The sequence below is a fragment of the Flagellimonas sediminis genome, from assembly GCF_010500845.1.
Classification (GTDB): Bacteria; Bacteroidota; Bacteroidia; order Flavobacteriales; family Flavobacteriaceae; genus Flagellimonas; species Flagellimonas sediminis.
The window spans coordinates 84,975-104,078 of the sequence record NZ_JAAAMI010000007.1 but is presented as its reverse complement, the minus strand read 5'-3'; the positions used below and the strand labels follow the sequence as shown (position 1 = coordinate 104,078).

Below are 19,104 nucleotides of genomic sequence, written 5' to 3'. Positions count from 1 at the left end.
ATGGAACTACAGAGAATTTGAAATGGATATCATCCCACAAAATCTTGCTATTTTAGTAGTGAAATCCCTGATCAATTCCCTTGACGAACAAAAAGAACACACCTGTAAATACCATTACCAAAATCAAGGCACTCCGCAAACAGGAAATTTCCGTGGAAACCTTGACAAAGGGCATATTTGAGGGAAACCAAACCCTTTTGGCCAGGGCAATTACCCTTTTGGAAAGTACCCAACCGCTTCATTATGAGAAGGCAAATGCCGTGATTGAAAAATGTTTGGCAAAACCCAATAACAGTATCCGATTGGGGATAACCGGGGTGCCTGGCGTGGGCAAGAGCTCTTTTATCGAGACGTTGGGAAGCTATTTGACCGCAAAGGGCAAAAAGGTGGCCGTTTTGGCCGTGGACCCCACCAGTTCATTGAGCAAGGGCAGTATTCTGGGAGACAAGACCCGAATGCAGGAACTGTCCAAAGATCCAAACGCCTTTATTCGCCCCTCTCCTTCGGGAACTTCATTGGGTGGTGTGGCCCGAAAAACAAGGGAGAGCATCATTTTATGTGAAGCTGCAGGCTATGATGTGATCTTGGTGGAAACGGTCGGGGTGGGCCAGAGTGAGATTGCCGTGCACAGTATGGTGGATTTTTTCCTTTTATTGAAATTATCCGGTGCCGGGGATGAACTTCAGGGTATTAAGAGAGGGATTATGGAAATGGCGGACGCTATTGCCATTAACAAAGCGGATGGAAGCAATCTAGAAAAGGCGGAGCTTGCCGCCATCGAATTTTCAAGGGCCCTACATCTTTATCCACCAAAGGCAAATGGATGGATCCCCAAAGTGTTGAAATGTTCCGCTAGCGAAAACACAGGAATCGAAGAAATTTGGGAAGTAGTGGAAAACTTTGTTCAACAGAACAAGGAAAATGGTTTTTTTGATAAAAACAGGAAGACCCAGAACAAGAATTGGTTCCTACAGACCGTGGATGAACACATTAAACAGTTTTTTCATCAAAAGGAATCCTTTAAAAATGCCCAAATTGCCCTTTTGAAGGACATTGACGAGAACAAAATTTCTCCATTTTATGCAGCCAAGCTCCTATTGGATCAGATTACCAAGGAACTTTAAATAAAAGCGATAAATTTGCACAGATTTTATACCAAATGAGCACCGTAACCGATTCCCTTTTATCCATAGTGGTTCCTTTGTACAACGAGGAGGACAATGTGGTCTTGTTAACCCAAAAAATCCATGAAAGTCTTCCGGGATACCATTACCAAATCGTGTACGTAGATGACTTTTCCACGGACAAGACCCGTCAAAAGGTCAAGGAAATGGATGACGACAAGGTCCATTTGATCGAGCTGAAGAAAAATTACGGGCAAAGCCTTGCTTTGGCCGCTGGTCTAGATTATGCGGAAGGGGAATACATCATCACAATGGACGGCGACCTTCAGAACGACCCTTCGGACATTCCGCATATGCTGGAATATGCCGTAAGTGGTGAATATGATGTAGTCACAGGTATCCGTCAGAAACGGAAGGATTCCCTTGTTAAAAAAATCCCTTCCAAGATTGCCAACTTTTTAGTGCGAAGGGTTACCAAACTCGATATCAAGGATAATGGCTGTGCCCTAAAAGTGTTCACCAAGGACATTGCAAAAGGTTTGAACCTGTACGGGGAAATGCACCGCTTCATCACCCTGTTGGCCTTTTTGGAAGGCGCCCAGATCAAACAGGTTCCCGTAAAACACCATGCACGCCATGCCGGGGTTTCCAAATATGGTTTGGAGCGTGTTTTCAAAGTGGTGGCCGATATGATGTTACTGCTCTTCATCCGAAAGTATTTCCAACGCCCCATACACCTGTTTGGCATTTTGGGTGTTTTGCTGGTCATTCTGGGTGTATTCATCAATATTTACCTATTGATCGTAAAACTTGGGTTTGGGGAAGACATAGGTAGTAGGCCTTTGCTTATTTTTGGTATGATGTTCATTCTCGGAGGCATACAATTGTTCACCATCGGTATTGTGATGGAACTCTTGATCCGCACATATTACGAGTCCCAACAAAAACGACCATATCGCATTAAAAAAATCACGATAGGTGACGGAAAAGCTGCGTAAAAAGCTCATCACTGCCTTAAAACTTGTTGTAAGTGCAGCCCTGATCTACTTTATCTTCACGAAAATAGATCTGAAGGACGTTTTGGAAACCCTGAAGAAAAGCAATCCTATATTTCTTTTCTTGGCCTTGGTGTTCTTTGTACTTTCCAAGATTATAGCCGCTTTTCGACTCAATGCATACTTCCATCAAATTGGGGCCAAAGTCTCGCATCAGAGCAATTTAAAGCTCTATTTATTGGGTATGTTCTACAATCTTTTTTTACCTGGTGGAATAGGTGGCGATGCCTACAAGGGATATGTGGTGCAAAAAGCGTTTCAACCTGGGACCAAGAAAGTGGTTTCCAGCTTGTTGTTGGACCGCTTGAGCGGCATGCTGTTGCTTTTCATATATGCCTGTTTCCTAGGTACTTTGTCCAAGAATCCTTTTTTTGATGGATTTGATTGGTTGTTGATTTTGGCCATTCCTTTGAGTTTGATGGCCTTTTGGTTCATGAACAAGCTGTTCTTTACCACTACGCTACCCGTTTTTTGGAAATCGTTCGGCTATTCTGCCCTGGTGCAATTGGCGCAGTTGGTCTGTGTGATTTTCATCTTGAAGGCGCTATCCATTTCCTTGGATGCCATCGAATATCTTTTTGTGTTCTTGGTATCCTCCATCGTGTCGGTCATTCCATTGACCATTGGTGGCATTGGAAGTCGGGAGGTTACCTTTTTATATGGGGCCGAATGGTTGGGATTGGATGCCAGCACCTCCATCGGCATCAGTTTTACCTTCTTTTTGATTACGGCACTCACCTCCTTGGTTGGGATCGTGTATCATTTCAAAAAACCGGAATTGGAATCGGTTGCTTAATCTAGATGCACCAAATGCATCTTGTTTACTTTTTCTTGGCGGGTATCCGGGTTCAGGAACTTGATCTGCAACCGGGTAATCCTAAACTGGTCCACCGTGATTTGATCATCCCACTGAATCCCTTGTTTGGAAAGCTTATCCAATTCCTGATCGGTGGCATATACCCAAACATCCTTTTTGGATTTTAGTTCAGGGATGGAAACAATATTGACAGGGTCTTTGTCGTAAAAATCCAAGGCCCACGTGTGTTGTTCGGAAACTTTGTAGATCTTGTCCACCGGAATATTTTGCTCCTTTACCTTTTCGGCCATGGTGGACCCGCCTTGGTATTCCAACAGTTTCGGATAGAACTGGGCATTCATCAAACCGTTCAACAATAACGAACTGAATAAGGCCACGGTTACAATTTTGGCGGCCAATTCTTCTTTCTTCCAAATAAAATAGGCGGTCAATGCGAGAGCAACTATCAAAAAGACATACCCATACCAATATTCCAATGGGAAAATATAAAAACTGACCAGCAAGACAAACACCACGACCAATCCCAATATAAAATATTGGATGCCCAAGATCACCTTGGACAATTTTGCATTCTTCTTTTGAAAAAGGGAATAAAGAAATGCTGCCGATAGGATAGCGTACAGCGGCATTAAAATGTTCATATAGTGTGGCAACTTGAACTGTGCAAAACTGATGACAAAAAACAGGATGGAAATACCGCCCAAGGTCAAAAACTCCAGATTGGGTCTGTAGGCAAATCTCACCTGCCAAAATGCTTTTAATTGGTTCCAATACCCAATCAAAGCCAAAACCGTCCAAGGGAGGAAGACCCACAAAAAAGTGTGGAAGAAAAAGAAGAAATCGCTACTGTTCTTCCCTACCCCTTCACCGCTCATGCGTTCAAAGCTCTGTTCCCAAAAAATAAAGAAGATACCGCTGCGATGGTCCTTTCCGCGAATCACTTTTTCGGGATGTAGATCAAACTGATGATAATACGCATACAACATAGGCGCAATCGTCAACCCGAACACCAAAACGGCCACCAATAGTTTCCAGTTGAGCAATCGGTACCATTTTCGGGTATAGGCCAAATGGCACAATACGGAAATACCAATAACCACCAACGCAATCTGTCCTTTGGTGGAAAAGGCCATTCCCGCCCCAAATGCACCCAAGGCAATATTTTTCAGGGAATTCTTTTCAATATAGGCCACCAACTGCCAAATGGAAAATATGGTAAAGCCGGTGAGCACGGCATCCGTACGTACATCAATATTGGCCAGCACCATCGTCTGGGCCGTCATAAAGATCAAGGAAGCAAACCGGCCTACATCTTTGTTGTAGAGCAATTTTCCAAGGCCATAACAGCTATAAGCACCCAACAAGGTGGACAGAATACCGGGAATTCGGTACGCCCAATCATGGATACCAAAAATCTTATAGGAAAGTGCCGCCAACCAATAGTGCATGTGTGGCTTGTCCAGATACTCCTCCGGGCCTTTGAAAAGGCTTAAAAAATCGTTTTCCTGGACCATTCGCATGGCCATTACGGCAAATTGTGCGGAGTCGTTCTCAAACAGGGTCACAAACATGCCGATGATGTACACCAGTATAATGAGGGCGATAAAAAACCAATACCGGGTGGTGGAGATCATGTCCCTATTTTTTGGAATGCAAATATAGCCAACTTGGCAAACAACCATCCGAAGAGCGAACCGATAAAAGCTCCCGTGATCACATCCAGTGGATAATGCACCCCGATGTAGATTCTGCTATAGGCCACGATACAGGCCCAAAGTAACAAAACCCAACTGATGTACTTCACCTTTTGATGGAACAACACGATAAAAAATACGGCTGGCCCGAAGGAGTTGGCCGCGTGGGCCGAAAAATAGCCATATTGTCCACCGCAGTAACTTTTCACCAAGCGCATCATACTGCTCACTTCTGGGTCGTGGCATGGGCGCAAACGGCCCACCCCATATTTAAAAAAATTGGCCAACTGATCCGTAGAAGTAATCAAAAGCGCAACGGAAACCAAAACGATGGCCGTATTCTTCCACCCAAAATGTTTATAGGTAAGGTAAAGCAACAGCAGATAAAGTGGAGCGGAATTTCGGGTGGTGGTCATGAACATCCAGAAACCATCCCAAGTTTCCGTTCCCAAACCATTCAGGAACAGGAAGAGGTCTTTATCGTACTGTAGGATTTGTTCGAGCATTATGCGTCGTATCTTGCCACTTCACGATCGTAAAACGCTGTTGCGGCCTCGATCAGACTTTCGGCTTCTTCCATCAAATCGGCTTCATCTTCTTTGGAGAATTCCTCCATCCATTCCACTTCATCATTTTCCAAATTGATGATAAAACGCGGGTATTCGGTATGTACAATGAAAATGGCCTCGGGATAGTCCGTATTGTCGGCCAACAAAAATTTAGGTAGTTCCATGTGTGTTATCAATTTGGACCCAAAAGGGTAAATACTATTCAGTTATCAATTTTTGGGTCAAATACTTAAACCGAAGATACAACATTACGGCCGATGCCGTGAGCCCCAAAAGCAATCCGATCCAAATCCCGGTACTCGTCAAATCTGTATACAGACCCAAATAAAAAGAGACTGGAAAACCAATGAGCCAATAAGCGACAAAAGTGATCAGCATGGGCACCTTCACATCCTGCAAACCACGGAGAGCCCCCAAGACCACCACTTGCAAACCATCTGAAATTTGAAAAAAAGCCGCTACCAACAATAATTTGGCGGCGATGATAATCACTTCGGTATTGTCCATTTGGTTGGCAATGTCGTCCACATCCAAATAAATGGTCGGGAACCAATGTCTACCCACTAAAAAGAGCGTGGCAAAAACAATTTCCAAAATCAAGGTCAAGAAAAATATGGATTCGGCTATACGCTTCAGTTCCCTGAAATTTTGGAGCCCTTTTTGGTTGCCCACACGAATCATGGCCGCCACACTGAGCCCCATACCCACCATAAAGGTCATACTGCTCAGGTTCAAGGCAATCTGGTTGGCCGCTTGGGCGTTTTTACCCAGTACCCCACTCAACCAAATGGCCGCCGTGAATATAGCCACCTCAAAAAACATCTGCATGGACGATGGAAAACCCAGACTGATGATCTTATTGATCATCTTTTTTTCAATAATCTTGAAATTGAAATGGGTCACGTAGGGCCTGAATTTTTCCTTACGATTCAATAAAAACCAGATAAACAATACCATAATGGCTCGTGAGGCCAACGTACCGATGGCCGCCCCGACCACGCCCAGTTTAGGAAACCCGAAGGAACCGAAAATGAACAGGTAGTTAAGGGTGATGTTCACCACATTCGCCAAAATGGTGGCATACATGGGGTATTTGGTTTGGGAAAGTCCTTCCGAAAATTGTTTGAACGCCTGAAACATGATCAAGGGCACTAGTGAAAAGGCTACAAGCTCCAAGTAAGGAACGGCCAGTTCCACCACTTCCGGTGGCTGTTCCATATGATGCAACAGAGGTTTGCAAAGCAAAATGATTCCGAAAAGAGAGAGTCCCAAGAGCGTACAAAGTACCAAGCCATGTTTCAGGGCATTCTTGCCCGCTGCCTGATCACCCGCCCCATCCGCCTCTGCCACCAAGGGTGTTATGGCCGTGGAAAAACCAATACCCAGCGACATGGCAATGAACACAAAACTATTCCCTAATGAAACCGCGGCCAACTCCGTCGGTCCTAATTGACCCACCATGATATTATCGGCGAAAGCCACAAACGTATGCCCCAACATCCCCAAAATAACGGGATAGGACAACTTTAGGTTATAGGCGAATTCTTTGGTATACTGTTGAAACAAAACGGATACGTATGAAAAGATGGCAAATATAGCTAGTTTGACACAACAATGAAGTCAAACTAACATGAGCTAAAGGATAAATTATAGTGCATCACAGTCCTTTGGCCTCTTCCCAAAAAACATCCATTTCAGCCAAGGTCATGTCCTTAAGGCTCTTTCCGTATGCTTTGGCCTTACTTTCCAAATATTGAAAACGCTTGATGAATTTTTTATTGGTCCGCTCCAGGGCATTCTCCGGATTGATGTTCAAAAACCGAGCATAGTTGACCATGGAAAACAACACATCGCCAAATTCGGACTCCATTTTATCGGCATCATTGACTTTCACTTCCTCTTGAAGTTCCCCGAGTTCCTCTTTCAATTTTTCAAAAACCTGTTCAGGATGTTCCCAATCGAATCCCACTCCCGCCACCTTTTCTTGGATACGGTTGGCCTTTACCAAGGCGGGCAAACTATTGGGTACTCCCTCGAGCACGCTTTTTTTGCCTTCCTTAAGTTTGATGTTTTCCCAATTCTGTTTCACTTCCTCTTCATTTTCCACTTTCACATCACCATAAATATGGGGATGGCGGTTGATCAACTTTTCACAGATGCCATTCGCCACATCGGAAATATCAAAATCCTGTGTCTCCGAACCGATCTTGGCATAAAATACGATATGGAGCAGCAGATCACCCAATTCCTTTTTTACTTCCTCAAGATCGTTGTCCAGAATGGCATCCCCAAGTTCGTAGGTTTCTTCAATGGTCAAATGCCGAAGGGTCTGCATGGTCTGCTTTTTGTCCCAAGGGCATTGCTCCCGCAACTCGTCCATGATGTTCAACAGTCGTTCAAATGCCTTTAGCTGCTCTGATCTTGCGTTCATCTATTAAATTTTAGTCAAAAGTACAAATCCCATATTTTAGGACATGTTGGATTATGGGCATTTTTAGGCAACTTTCAACGTTTTTTTAAAAAGTTGATGCGGAAAGCAACGAATAGTCAAGGATCCATGCCATAAATTGTATTTTTGGAAGAAACATTCCAATCCATGAGAAAGATTTTTTTAGCATTTTTATTGGTTTCATCCATTGGGTATTCCCAAACTTCCAAACCTTTTGAAAGTGAAGTGAAGGCTATTCAGATAAAAAATGACAGCCTTTGGGACTCCGCTAGGCCGACCATCGTGTTCACCGGTAGTTCCAGCATTCGTTTTTGGAACGATGTACAGGAACGGTTCCCGCAGCATCAGGTATTGAACACAGGGTTCGGGGGTTCTCAATTTTCAGACCTGGAACTTTACCTGAACGAATTGATCTTGAACTACAATCCGGTGAAAGTGTTCATTTATGAAGGGGACAACGATATTTTCGCCAAGAAGAGGCCTCGAAAAATTCTGGGAACTGCAGAAGGAATCCTGTCGCAGTTACGACAAAAAAATCCAACTATGGAAATTGTGCTCATCTCGGCAAAACCAAGCATTTCAAGATGGCACTACCGCGGAAAGTACCGACGATTAAACCGAAAACTGAGCAAATTGGCCAGTGAACTGCAAGGAGTCGATTTTGTGGACGTATGGTACCCCATGTTGGACAAGAGAAAAGTAAAACAGGACATCTTTGTGGAAGATGGATTGCATATGAACAAAAAAGGGTACGACATCTGGTATGAGACCCTAAAAGACTACATAGACTAAAACTGAACAAACGTGATTAAAAAAACCCTTTTGCTGTTCACCGCAGTACTCTGCATGGCAGCATGCCAAACCGAAAAAAAGGAAATCAACTTCCCAAAGACCGATCTGGCGAGTGCCCCTTTGATCCCAAAACCCATCAAGACCATTGCCACCAATTCGGCCTTTGGGTTGGATAGTGCCACGGTCATTTATACCAGTACAATTGACCCTGAGTTTGAAAAGGTCGGTAAATTTCTTTCCGAGAAAATAAAGGGCAAAACAGGGTTGGAACTTGCTGTAAATTCCTCCCTTGATGAAACCACTGGACGCATGATCTATATCAACCAATCGGATAGCACCGATTTGGAAACGCCTGAATCCTACCAACTTTACATTAAAAAGGATTCCATTTTGCTGAATGCCAAAACGGCGGCCGGGGCGTTCAGGGGTATCCAAACCTTGCGACAATTGATCCCAGAAAAAAGCAATGACACTTTGACCGATCATCCTCTGTGGGTGATTCCTTCGGGCAAAATAATCGATGCCCCAAAATTTGTGCACCGCGGTGCCATGTTGGATGTTGCTAGGCATTTCTTCATCATGGATGAAGTAAAAAAATACATGGACATTCTGGCGTATTACAAGTTCAACACCTTGCACCTGCATCTTTCTGATGATCAAGGATGGCGAATCGAAATCAAATCCTGGCCCAAACTTACAGAGGTAGGCGGTGCTACCGAAGTAGGTGGTGGCAAAGGCGGCTTTTATACCCAGGAGGAGTATAAGGAACTGGTCCAATATGCGGCGGAAAGATACATTACCATTATTCCCGAAATTGATATGCCGGGCCATACCAATGCAGCTTCCTTCAGCTATCCCTTCTTGAACGGAAACGGCAAAAAATTGGAGGCCTACACCGGCACCCATGTAGGTTTTAGCACCTTCGATGCCCGCAAGGATACGGTCTACAGTTTTTTGGATGATGTCATCGGTGAAATTGCGGCAATGACCCCTGGTCCTTACTTTCATATGGGTGGGGATGAAAGCCATTCTACCAAAAAAAGTGACTACATCCATTTTGTGGAAAAGGTGGAAAAGATTGTTCAAAAACATGGCAAGACCATGATTGGTTGGAACGAGATCGCGCAGGCCAAAATTGATCCTTCGTCCATAGCACAACTTTGGAACGAGCCCCACAATGCCATCAGAGCGGCTGAAAATGGGTCCAAGATCATCTTATCCCCTGCCGTAAAGGTCTATCTGGATATGCAGTACGACTCCCTTACCAAATTAGGGTTGCATTGGGCCGCTTATATTCCAGTGGACGAAGGGTACAATTGGGATCCCGAAACCTATGTGGAAGGATTGCCAAAAGAAAGCATTTTAGGTATTGAGGCCCCGTTATGGTCCGAAACCATCAGCAACAGTGCAGAACTGGAATATCTGGCTTTCCCACGCATTGTGGGCGTTGCCGAGTTGGGATGGTCCACCAGTGAAAATTTAAACTGGGACGACTACAAGGTACGTTTGGCCCAACAAGCTCCTTATTTAAAGGCCATGAACATCAATTACTATCCTACCGAGTTGGTGGACTGGGTAGAAGAATGATTATTCCTCTTCGTTAGAGGCATCAACCGCAGTCGGTTCCTCAACATCTTTCGCTTCAACAAAGTCAGTAAGGTTGTTGTCTAGAAGGATGTTGTACCACTGCACAATTTTCTTGATATCGCTGGCATAGACCCTATCCTCATCATAGTTTGGAAGGATTTCAAAGAAGTATTCCTCCAACTCGATTTTATCCGCTTTATGGCTAACGGATGTTTTTTTACCACCTTCCTTTTCCTTTATCTTTTGGAAAACTTCCCTTAAGGGAACCTCTTCTTCCAAGGTATAGATGGCAATTTCTGAAAGTACACTTACATTGCTACGGATGCCAACGGTAACGCGTTTGCCATCCAACAAGGATTCCCCAACAAAACCACTTCTTGTTTGGGTAAGCAATTTATAAAGTCCGGGTTTCCCACCAATAGATAAAATCTTGTCCAGAGCCATGTAGTATAATTTATGCGGGCAAAAATATGTTTTTATCGTAAACTGTGATTTTTTTAACGTCCTTTTTTGATGTTGGGAAACTTCATTTTGTATTCCACATCTATCTTTCCTTTGGAAATTTTATCAAGACGGCTTTTCAACAAACGTTTTTTAAGGGACGATAGCTTATCTGTAAACAGTACCCCTTCAATATGATCATATTCATGTTGGATTACCCTAGCCAAAAGTCCATCATAAGTTTCGGAGTGAGGTTTGAAGTTTTCATCCAAATACCGAATGGTGATCTCCGGTTTACGTTTTACATCCTCACGGATATCCGGAATGCTCAGGCACCCTTCATTAAAATCCCATTCCTTACCCGTTTCGGTCTCTATTTTAGCATTGATGAATACTTTTTTGAACCCGTTCAATGCTTCTTGCTCTTCTTTTGTAAGGTCTTCATCATCTGAAAAAGGCGTGGTATCCACGACAAAAAGTCGGATGGGAAGACCTATCTGTGGTGCGGCCAGCCCAACGCCGTGGGCATTGTACATGGTCTCCCACATATTGTTGATCAACTCTTGAAGTTTTGGATATTCCTCTGTGATATCCTTTGCCACTTTACGTAACACGGGGTCGCCGTATGCCACAATGGGTAAAATCATAAACTAAAATCTGTTAAGGTATGCCTGCAATATAAGCGTAGCACTAATTTCATCAACCAAGGCCTTGTCCCTTCGCTTTTTCTTTTTCATACCCCCGTCCAACATGGATTGGAGTGCCAATTTGGAGGTAAACCGTTCATCTTGTCGGTCCACGGGTATTGTTGGGAATTTGGCTTTTATATTCTTTAAAAAACCTTGGATCAAAGCTTCGGACTCCGAGGGGGCATTGTTCATTTGTTTGGGTTCCCCTATCACAAAACGTTCCACGGACTCTTGTTTGAGATACTTCTCCAAAAACGGAATCAGTTCCTTGGTCTCCACGGTGGTAAGTCCAGAGGCAATCAATTGCAGTTCATCGGTCACTGCAATTCCTGTTCTAATCTTACCATAATCCAAAGCCAAAATTCTTGCCAAGACAATTTTTTGGCAAAAATAACCCTAAAAATGTTATGCCCTTAAAAATGGCGGGCATTATTCTGGGGAGGGCCGTATCTTTGCGAAAATTTTAAGAAAAATGACCAATTTAAGGACGCTTATTGAAGAAGCATGGGACAATAGGGCATTGTTGGAAGACGAACGGACCCAAGTGGCCATCAGGGAGGTGATCGACCTCATAGACATGGGAGAACTGCGCTGTGCAGAACCCACCAAGGAGGGATGGCAGATCAACGAATGGGTTAAAAAAGCGGTGGTACTTTACTTCCCTATCCAAAAAATGGAGGTCCTGGAAGCGGGCATTTTTGAATTCCACGATAAGATTCCGTTAAAAAGAGGCTTTAAAGAAAAAGGGGTTCGTGTTGTTCCGCATGCTGTGGCAAGACACGGTTCCTACATTTCCAAAGGAACCATTTTAATGCCCAGCTATGTGAACATTGGGGCTTATGTAGATGAAGGCACCATGGTGGACACCTGGGCCACGGTAGGTAGTTGTGCCCAAATTGGCAAGAACGTTCATTTGAGTGGTGGCGTGGGTATCGGAGGTGTTTTGGAGCCCCTCCAGGCTGCTCCGGTAATTATTGAGGATAATGCCTTTATCGGTTCACGTTGTATTGTTGTGGAAGGTGTCCGTGTAGAAAAAGAAGCAGTTTTAGGTGCCAATGTGGTTTTGACCGCATCGACTAAGATCATTGATGTTACCGGAGATGAACCCATTGAACTTAAAGGAAGGGTGCCCGCACGTTCGGTAGTGATCCCAGGAAGTTACACCAAAAAATTCCCTGCTGGGGAATATCAAGTACCCTGTGCCTTGATCATTGGCAAGCGAAAAGAAAGTACCGATAAGAAAACATCGCTGAACAATGCATTAAGGGAACATGATGTAGCGGTTTAAAGCATCGTTTTACCCCAAAGTACCAAGTATAGCATTTTTTAAAATTAGGGTTGTTTTTTTTCGATAAAGAGAAGCAACCCTATTTCTTTTTTGGACTCTACCAGTAAAAGGTCTACCCTAAATTTGGATTTTATCAAAAAATAGGTAGGGAAAATGAAGATCTGATTGTTGTAAGAAAAATAAAGCAGGAAACAATTTTTGAGCTTTTTTTTTGTTATAAATTTGTAAAATACCAAAATACTACACCAATAAATATGGCTGGATTGAGCACCCCAAGGCAAAAATTATCAGCATTGATCATCACCTACAATGAAATGGGTTACATTGAAAAATGTCTCAATTCCATTTCCTTTGCCGATGAAATTATTGTAGTAGATTCATTCAGTACCGATGGTACCTACGAATACTTGTTGGGTCATCCCAAAGTAAAGGTAATCCAGAATCCGTTCGAGAATTTTACGGCCCAAAAATCCTTCACCTTAAAACAAGCCACCAACGATTGGGTTTTGTTTTTGGATGCCGATGAAGTGGTGACCGATGGCTTAAAGAACGAAATCATTTCAACCATAAACAACCCTGAGGCCAATGAGGCCTATTGGTTCTATAGAAAATTCATGTTCCAAAACCAACCTCTCAATTTTAGTGGTTGGCAAACGGACAAGAACCATAGACTTTTCAGAAAAAGCAAGGCTGTTTTTACCGATAGAAAAATTGTTCATGAAACCTTGGAGGTTGATGGAAAATCAGGAGTTCTAAAAGAAAAACTGATTCATTATTGCTACAAGGATTATGCAGATTACAAAAGTAAAATGCTTAAATACGGCCAGCTAAAGGCCAAAGAGGATTTCTACAAGGAAAAATATTTCAACTATTTTATGATGGTGGTAAAACCGGCTTGGAAATTTTTCAACCATTACATCATCCGTTTAGGTTTTTTGGACGGAAAAAAAGGCATTACCATTTGTTACCTGAACGCCCTTGGGGTTTTGGAAAGGTTCAAAGAGCGTAAAAGATTGGAAAAAAAGAACGAGCTCGCCTATTATTTGGTGATGCCATAATGGGTCCAAACCATCTTTTGTGACCTAGTTTCTTTTCTTATCGACTGATTTTTGGCAATGGATTCCGGGGTTTTGTATCCTCGCTTATGATCCAGATGTACACAAACGGCACTATACCTCAATTGTTTGGATTTAATCCCGAAATTAAACAATCGTTCCCCTAATTCCCGGTCCTGACCACCATACTGCATACGTTCGTCAAAACCGTTCACATTCAGGATGTCCTTTTTCCAACCCGATGAGTTATGACCGTTCCAACTGGCATTGGTTGGGGTGAACGTATTCAAAAACTTGGAAACAAACCCTTTGGCCGTGAGCTTGTTGTTTTTAAAGGTCTGTGGAATTCCCTTTTCCTTGAGCCATTGTATGTTGAAACAATTCTGCTGTTCAATATCTTCCAGAGTGATCAACTTGGAAATGTTCATCGGCAACATGTAGTATCCCCCCGAGATGAAATAACCCGATTCTTTATTGATATAATGCACCTCAACAAAATCTTCCCTTGGAATACAGTCCCCATCGGTCATGATAATGTATTCCGCGTTGCAGGCCTCCACCGCCTTGTTCAATATCCTCGATTTTTGAAAACCATCATCTTCCTGCCAAACATGGATGATCGGGTAAAAAACTTGTTCGGAAAGCTCATCCAACAACGCTTTGGTCTTGGGACCTGAACCATCATCGGCCACAACCACTTCAAAATCCTTGAAAATTTGGCAATTGAAACCCCAGAGTACTTTCCTCAACCACTCCTCGGCATTGTAGGTACTCACGATCACTGAAATTTTCGGTGCTTCTTGTTCCATTGGGTTCATTCTGGCAAAAATAACAAAGTCTGTAATTTAAAGAATAACTTTGCAAAAAGTACTTTTCTTTTTAAACATCAACAATGAAAAAAGCCGCTCTAGTCGAGTTCAATTCCTATCACGACGAATGCCTTTATTCTCAAATAAAGTTTCTTAAGGATTCTGGTTACGAGGTAACATTGATCATTAGTCAGCAGATCTTTGAAAGGGCCCATGAATATTTACAGTTGGTGGACGATACCGTTATCTATCCCAAAAACTCTCAAAAAAGGTTTTTAAATCGAATTGCCTTTATTACACGGTTATACCGTCTTGTTGGAAAAAAAAGGATACAGACCATTGTTTTCAATACGGCCAGTTCCAGATTGGAGGTGATTCTATTGAGTCATTTATTAAGGCGAAAAGCCCACCTTTTTGGCATATTGCACAATTTAAAAAAGGTGAACCACAGCTTCTCCCAAAAACTGATCAATAAGGCAATAAAGCATTTTTTTGTGTTGAATGATTTCTTGTTGGATTCCGTTCCGCTGAAAGACAACTCCATCAAGATCAAAAGCTTTTATCCCATATTTTTTCCGGAATATGGAAATTCTCTTCCTGCTAAACCCAAAGATGAAGTTTGGATAAGCATCCCAGGAAAACTGGATTTTGGTAGAAGGGACTATTATTTGGTAGCTGAGGCCTTAGAAAAAATGCCCATCAAAAACGACCTGAAAATTCTCATTTTGGGAAGTACTTATCCTTCGGACCCAAAAAACAAAGAATTTTTGGAATACCTAGAAGCACACAATCTTTTAAATTATTTCATCACATTTGAGCATTTTTTGGAGAACGATGCCTTTCATGGGTATCTCAAAAACTCCGATTACATATTGATCCCATTACGTTCCGTGGGAGACAACTATGCAAAGTACAAAATCATGGGATCTTATAACCTAGCTTTCGGTTACGGGATAAACCTCATATCTCCCCAAGATATTCAACACATTCAGGACATGGTATCGCATTCCTTATTTTATAAGGATGCCATCGAATTATCCGAAATCTTCACAAAAATTTCTAATGGGGAAATCAGCAAAAAAGATTACGTTTCGGAAAAGTGGTCTTTTGAAGAACAAAAAAACAGGTATGTCAACTTTTTGGAAAGCAATCAGTAACAAAATATCATGACCGAAGAAATCAACAACTGTATCAAAATATTGAAGGAAGGTGGACTCATCCTCTACCCCACCGATACCGTATGGGGAATTGGCTGTGACGCCACTGACCCTGAAGCCGTAAAAAAAGTATACGCCCTTAAAAAACGCGAGGACAGTAAGGCACTTATCTGTTTGGTAGGCAACCAGGGCATGCTTGAACGCCACGTAAAACAAGTTCCTGATGTAGCCTACGACATCATGGATCTAGCTACCAAACCCACTACCATCGTATTTGATGAACCCAAGGGAATTGCCGAAAACCTCGTAGCTGAGGACAATACCTTGGCCATTCGGGTGGCCTCGGATAAATTTTGCCAATACCTCATCAACAAATTCGGTAAACCCATTGTTTCCACCTCGGCCAATATTTCAGGGGAACCCACCCCAAAACAATTCAAGGATATCTCCACCGAAATTTTAAAAGGAGTGGACTATGTGGTAAATTTGCCGGATGTAAATAAAAATGCCGTTCCCTCTTCCATCATCAAGTTAAGTAATGATGGACAAGTGAAGGTAATCCGCGAATAAATGACGAAGGAGTTGCACACAGAAGCCCTACAACATCCCATTTTTAAACTGATTGGCGAAGCCTCGGACGAACTTGGCGTTGATTCCTATGTGATTGGGGGATTTGTGAGGGATTATCTTTTGAAAAGGGGCGCTCCAAAAGATATTGATATTGTGGCTATTGGCAGCGGTATTGAACTCGCCAAAAAAGTAGCGTCCAAACTTCAAGGGAAACCGGAAATAACCGTGTTCAAAACTTTTGGGACCGCCATGATCAAACACCATGGCCTGGAATTGGAGTTTGTAGGTGCCCGTAAAGAAAGCTACCACCACGACAGCAGAAAACCTGTGGTGGAAGACGGGTCTTTGCAAGATGATCAAAATCGGCGCGATTTCACTATCAACGCCATGGCCCTGGCCTTGAACAAGGACAACTTCGGCACCCTGTTGGATCCCTTCAACGGATTGTCCGATCTGGACCAAAAAATATTACGTACGCCACTTGAACCGGGGATTACCTATTCCGATGATCCTTTGCGGATGATGCGTGCCATCCGTTTTGCCACGCAATTGCACTTTACCATAGAACTGATATCACTCCAGGCCATCTCGGAAAACAAAGAGCGTATTCAAATCGTGTCCAAGGAACGTATTGTGGACGAGTTGAACAAAATTTTGATGAGCCCCAAGCCCTCCATTGGCTTTAAGTTGATGCACCAAACAGGATTGCTACCTTTGATCCTCCCAGAGTTGACTGCCCTTCAAGGCATTGAAGAGGTGGAAGGACAACGCCACAAGGATAATTTTTGGCATACGCTGGAGGTGGTGGACAACATATCCGAAACCACGGACAACCTTTGGTTGCGTTGGGCCGCCCTACTCCACGATATTGGCAAGGCACCCACCAAAAAATTCCATAATAAAATTGGATGGACGTTCCATGGCCACGAGTTCGTGGGTTCCAAAATGGTATACAAACTGTTCAAAAGGCTGCACATGCCCCTGAACGAAAAAATGAAGTTCGTGCAAAAAATGGTGTTGATGAGCTCCCGTCCTATCATCCTTTCCGAAGACCACGTTACCGATTCCGCAGTGCGGCGGTTGGTCTTTGATGCCGGGGACTTTGTGGACGACCTCATGACCCTATGCGAAGCCGACATCACTACAAAAAATCCAAAGAAACAGAAAAGGTACAAGAACAATTTTCAGATTGTTCGTCAAAAAATAGTGGAGGTCGAAGAAAGGGACCACGTCCGAAACTTTCAACCACCGGTCTCCGGGGAAGAGATCATGGAAACCTTCAATCTAAAACCTTCCAAGGAAATCGGCATCATCAAGGATGCCATCAAAGAGGCCATTCTGGAAGGTGAAATTCCGAACGAATACGAGGCCGCTTATCAATTTATGTTGGAAAAAGGCAAATCAATGAACCTAAAAGTCCACTCCAAATGAAAAAGAACAAATATGTGGTGTATTGGTTGTTAACGGGTTGTGCGCTCATCTTTGTGATGGTTTTGGTTGGGGGTATTACCCGCCTAACCCACTCCGGGCTTTCCATTTCCGACTATAAATTGATACATGGTACATTGCCCCCCATGAATGAGCAGGAATGGAAGGAAGCTTTTGAACTGTACCAACAATACCCAGAGTACCAAAAGCTGAACAGCCATTTTGATCTGGAGGATTTTAAAGACATCTATTTTTGGGAATGGCTGCACCGGTTCATTGGCCGGTTTATCGGTATTGTTTTCATTGTACCTTTCCTGTACTTTTTGATCACCAAGCGATTGGATAAGTCTACCACTAAAAAGGCGATTATCCTATTGATCATGGGTGGCTTTCAGGGATTTTTGGGATGGTACATGGTAAAAAGCGGTTTGGTGGATCGGCCAGACGTGTCCCATTTCAGGTTGGCCGCCCACTTGACAACGGCCTTCCTTACCTTTGCCTATAGCCTTTGGGTGGCTTTAGATTTGATATATCCCGACAAAAAGGAAGTCAATACAAAAATCAGGAACCTCATACGAATTGCATTGGTGGGCCTGCTGCTCCAAATCATTTGGGGTGCATTTGTGGCCGGGTTGGATGCAGGGTTCATCCACAATCATTGGCCATTGATGAGCGAGGGGAAACTCATGCACGAAACGGTTTACATTGAGCAACAGCCCGTGATCAAAAACTTTTTTGAAGGCAAAAGTGGGGTGCAATTCGTTCACCGTTATCTTGCCTACGTGGTGGTGGGATTCATTTTGGCGATATGGTTCAAGACCAGAAAAGTGGAGCGTACCCCTTTGCAGGAAAAGGGCCTGAAAATACTTTTGGCCATGGTTTTTGTACAATTTTTATTGGGGGTGCTTACCTTGATCTACGCCGTGCCTTTGTGGTTGGGAATCGCACACCAGATAGGGGCATTTTTTCTTTTGGCCACCATGACGTTTACCTTGCACAGGTTCACCAAATAAGGTCTATTTATTGTAACTTTGTGCCCACTTTAAAAATTTTTGGATGATTTATAAAATCAGGATAATACTTGATGCTGAGGAGGATATCTTTAGGGATATTGAGATTGAGGACAACAATACTTTGGAAGATTTCCACAACGCCATTACCCAAGCCTTTGGTTTTGAAGGCAGTGAAATGGCCTCCTTTTATACTTGTGATGAAGAATGGAACCAAGATGAGGAGATTGCCCTGTTCGACATGAGCGAGAACGGTTCCGATATCCGATTAATGAACGAGACCAGTTTGGACGACGTACTTACGGAGCAAACCCCAAAAATGATCTATGTGTACGACTTTTTCAGCATGTGGACCTTTTTTGTGGAATTGGCCGACATTGCCGAAAAAGAGGATGGACGCATATACCCAAGTCTGTTGTTCAGTTTTGGGGAACTGCCCGATGCCCCACCAGAGAAAAACTTTGAGGCCGAGGAAGGCGAGTTGGAGGACAACTTTGGTGACGATGATGACTTCCTTGACAGCTATGATGATATGGATTTTGATGAAAATTGGAATTGAATCGAACTTAA

The 19,104-nt window shown here is 43.2% G+C and carries 21 protein-coding genes; 12 read left to right on the top strand and 9 right to left on the bottom strand.

The window, feature by feature from the left end; genetic code table 11:
* Positions 1-80: 80 nt before the first annotated feature.
* From meaB to GTK07_RS13905, 3 genes are read left to right on the top strand one after another with little or no spacing between them, the layout of a single operon-like run.
* Positions 81-1,124 (top strand): methylmalonyl Co-A mutase-associated GTPase MeaB, encoded by a 1,044-nt coding sequence (gene meaB / locus GTK07_RS13915; protein ID WP_163635856.1) that lies wholly within the window; start codon positions 81-83, stop codon positions 1,122-1,124.
* 35 nt (positions 1,125-1,159) lie between these two features.
* Complete coding sequence (locus GTK07_RS13910) at positions 1,160-2,122, top strand: glycosyltransferase family 2 protein (protein WP_163635855.1); 963 nt, start codon at positions 1,160-1,162, stop codon at positions 2,120-2,122.
* Positions 2,103-2,975 carry a lysylphosphatidylglycerol synthase transmembrane domain-containing protein gene (locus GTK07_RS13905; protein ID WP_163635854.1) on the top strand — a complete coding sequence of 291 codons (873 nt, stop codon included), beginning with the start codon at positions 2,103-2,105 and terminating at the stop codon, positions 2,973-2,975. The genes GTK07_RS13910 and GTK07_RS13905 overlap by 20 nt, the downstream gene beginning before the upstream one ends.
* On the opposite strand, the gene GTK07_RS13900 is transcribed toward GTK07_RS13905, so the two are convergent.
* The 5 genes from GTK07_RS13900 to mazG all read right to left on the bottom strand — a co-directional run bounded on the left by GTK07_RS13900 (position 2,972) and on the right by mazG (position 7,690).
* Positions 2,972-4,630 (bottom strand): ArnT family glycosyltransferase, encoded by a 1,659-nt coding sequence (locus tag GTK07_RS13900; protein WP_163635853.1) that lies wholly within the window; start codon positions 4,628-4,630, stop codon positions 2,972-2,974. The two genes, GTK07_RS13905 and GTK07_RS13900, sit on opposite strands and share 4 nt — an antisense overlap.
* The gene (locus GTK07_RS13895; RefSeq protein WP_163635852.1) at positions 4,627-5,196 is read right to left on the bottom strand and encodes a phosphatase PAP2 family protein; all 570 of its coding nucleotides are present in this window, start codon (positions 5,194-5,196) and stop codon (positions 4,627-4,629) included. Before GTK07_RS13895 ends, GTK07_RS13900 begins: the two co-directional genes overlap by 4 nt.
* Positions 5,196-5,423, bottom strand: a complete 228-nt coding sequence (locus GTK07_RS13890) for a hypothetical protein (protein ID WP_119640798.1) — start codon at positions 5,421-5,423, stop codon at positions 5,196-5,198. The genes GTK07_RS13895 and GTK07_RS13890 overlap by 1 nt, the downstream gene beginning before the upstream one ends.
* 34 nt (positions 5,424-5,457) lie before the next feature.
* Complete coding sequence (locus tag GTK07_RS13885; protein WP_163635851.1) at positions 5,458-6,825, bottom strand: MATE family efflux transporter; 1,368 nt, start codon at positions 6,823-6,825, stop codon at positions 5,458-5,460.
* 91 nt (positions 6,826-6,916) lie between these two features.
* Positions 6,917-7,690, bottom strand: a complete 774-nt coding sequence (mazG, locus tag GTK07_RS13880; protein WP_163635850.1) for a nucleoside triphosphate pyrophosphohydrolase — start codon at positions 7,688-7,690, stop codon at positions 6,917-6,919.
* 165 nt (positions 7,691-7,855) lie between these two features.
* On the opposite strand from mazG, the gene GTK07_RS13875 reads away from it, so the two are divergent.
* Complete coding sequence (locus GTK07_RS13875; RefSeq protein WP_163635849.1) at positions 7,856-8,500, top strand: GDSL-type esterase/lipase family protein; 645 nt, start codon at positions 7,856-7,858, stop codon at positions 8,498-8,500.
* Positions 8,501-8,554: 54 nt separating this feature from the next.
* Positions 8,555-10,087, top strand: a complete 1,533-nt coding sequence (locus GTK07_RS13870; RefSeq protein ID WP_163635954.1) for a family 20 glycosylhydrolase — start codon at positions 8,555-8,557, stop codon at positions 10,085-10,087.
* On the opposite strand, the gene GTK07_RS13865 is transcribed toward GTK07_RS13870, so the two are convergent.
* Genes GTK07_RS13865 through ruvX form a run of 3 tightly spaced genes read right to left on the bottom strand, consistent with a single transcriptional unit; the run spans position 10,088 to position 11,589 of the window.
* Positions 10,088-10,531: a DUF5606 family protein gene (locus GTK07_RS13865; RefSeq protein WP_163635848.1), complete on the bottom strand. Its 444-nt coding sequence runs from the start codon at positions 10,529-10,531 to the stop codon at positions 10,088-10,090. It lies immediately after the preceding gene.
* Between the two features lie 53 nt (positions 10,532-10,584).
* Positions 10,585-11,175 carry a peptide deformylase gene (gene def / locus GTK07_RS13860; RefSeq protein ID WP_163635847.1) on the bottom strand — a complete coding sequence of 197 codons (591 nt, stop codon included), beginning with the start codon at positions 11,173-11,175 and terminating at the stop codon, positions 10,585-10,587.
* A 3-nt stretch (positions 11,176-11,178) separates the two neighbouring features.
* Positions 11,179-11,589 carry a Holliday junction resolvase RuvX gene (gene ruvX, locus GTK07_RS13855; protein WP_163635846.1) on the bottom strand — a complete coding sequence of 137 codons (411 nt, stop codon included), beginning with the start codon at positions 11,587-11,589 and terminating at the stop codon, positions 11,179-11,181.
* A gap of 100 nt (positions 11,590-11,689) precedes the next feature.
* Here ruvX and GTK07_RS13850 point away from each other — a divergent pair, with 100 nt between their 5' ends.
* Positions 11,690-12,505 carry a 2,3,4,5-tetrahydropyridine-2,6-dicarboxylate N-succinyltransferase gene (locus GTK07_RS13850; RefSeq protein WP_163635845.1) on the top strand — a complete coding sequence of 272 codons (816 nt, stop codon included), beginning with the start codon at positions 11,690-11,692 and terminating at the stop codon, positions 12,503-12,505.
* Positions 12,506-12,759: 254 nt separating this feature from the next.
* Complete coding sequence (locus GTK07_RS13845) at positions 12,760-13,563, top strand: glycosyltransferase family 2 protein (protein WP_163635844.1); 804 nt, start codon at positions 12,760-12,762, stop codon at positions 13,561-13,563.
* On the opposite strand, the gene GTK07_RS13840 is transcribed toward GTK07_RS13845, so the two are convergent.
* A complete protein-coding gene (locus tag GTK07_RS13840; protein WP_163635843.1) occupies positions 13,545-14,378 on the bottom strand; it encodes a glycosyltransferase family 2 protein in 834 nt (277 codons plus the stop codon). The two genes, GTK07_RS13845 and GTK07_RS13840, sit on opposite strands and share 19 nt — an antisense overlap.
* Positions 14,379-14,452: 74 nt before the next feature.
* Here GTK07_RS13840 and GTK07_RS13835 point away from each other — a divergent pair, with 74 nt between their 5' ends.
* From GTK07_RS13835 to GTK07_RS13815, 5 genes are read left to right on the top strand one after another with little or no spacing between them, the layout of a single operon-like run.
* Complete coding sequence (locus GTK07_RS13835) at positions 14,453-15,526, top strand: glycosyltransferase family protein (RefSeq protein WP_163635842.1); 1,074 nt, start codon at positions 14,453-14,455, stop codon at positions 15,524-15,526.
* A 9-nt stretch (positions 15,527-15,535) separates the two neighbouring features.
* On the top strand, positions 15,536-16,096 hold the full coding sequence (locus GTK07_RS13830; RefSeq protein ID WP_163635841.1) for an L-threonylcarbamoyladenylate synthase: 561 nt from the start codon (positions 15,536-15,538) through the stop codon (positions 16,094-16,096).
* Positions 16,097-17,527 carry a CCA tRNA nucleotidyltransferase gene (locus GTK07_RS13825; protein ID WP_163635840.1) on the top strand — a complete coding sequence of 477 codons (1,431 nt, stop codon included), beginning with the start codon at positions 16,097-16,099 and terminating at the stop codon, positions 17,525-17,527.
* Positions 17,524-18,537, top strand: coding sequence for a COX15/CtaA family protein (locus tag GTK07_RS13820; RefSeq protein ID WP_163635839.1), 1,014 nt, complete (start codon positions 17,524-17,526; stop codon positions 18,535-18,537). The genes GTK07_RS13825 and GTK07_RS13820 overlap by 4 nt, the downstream gene beginning before the upstream one ends.
* Before the next feature lie 43 nt (positions 18,538-18,580).
* Entirely contained in the window at positions 18,581-19,093 is a 513-nt protein-coding gene (locus GTK07_RS13815) for an IS1096 element passenger TnpR family protein (RefSeq protein WP_163635838.1), read from the top strand.
* Positions 19,094-19,104 lie beyond the last annotated feature (11 nt).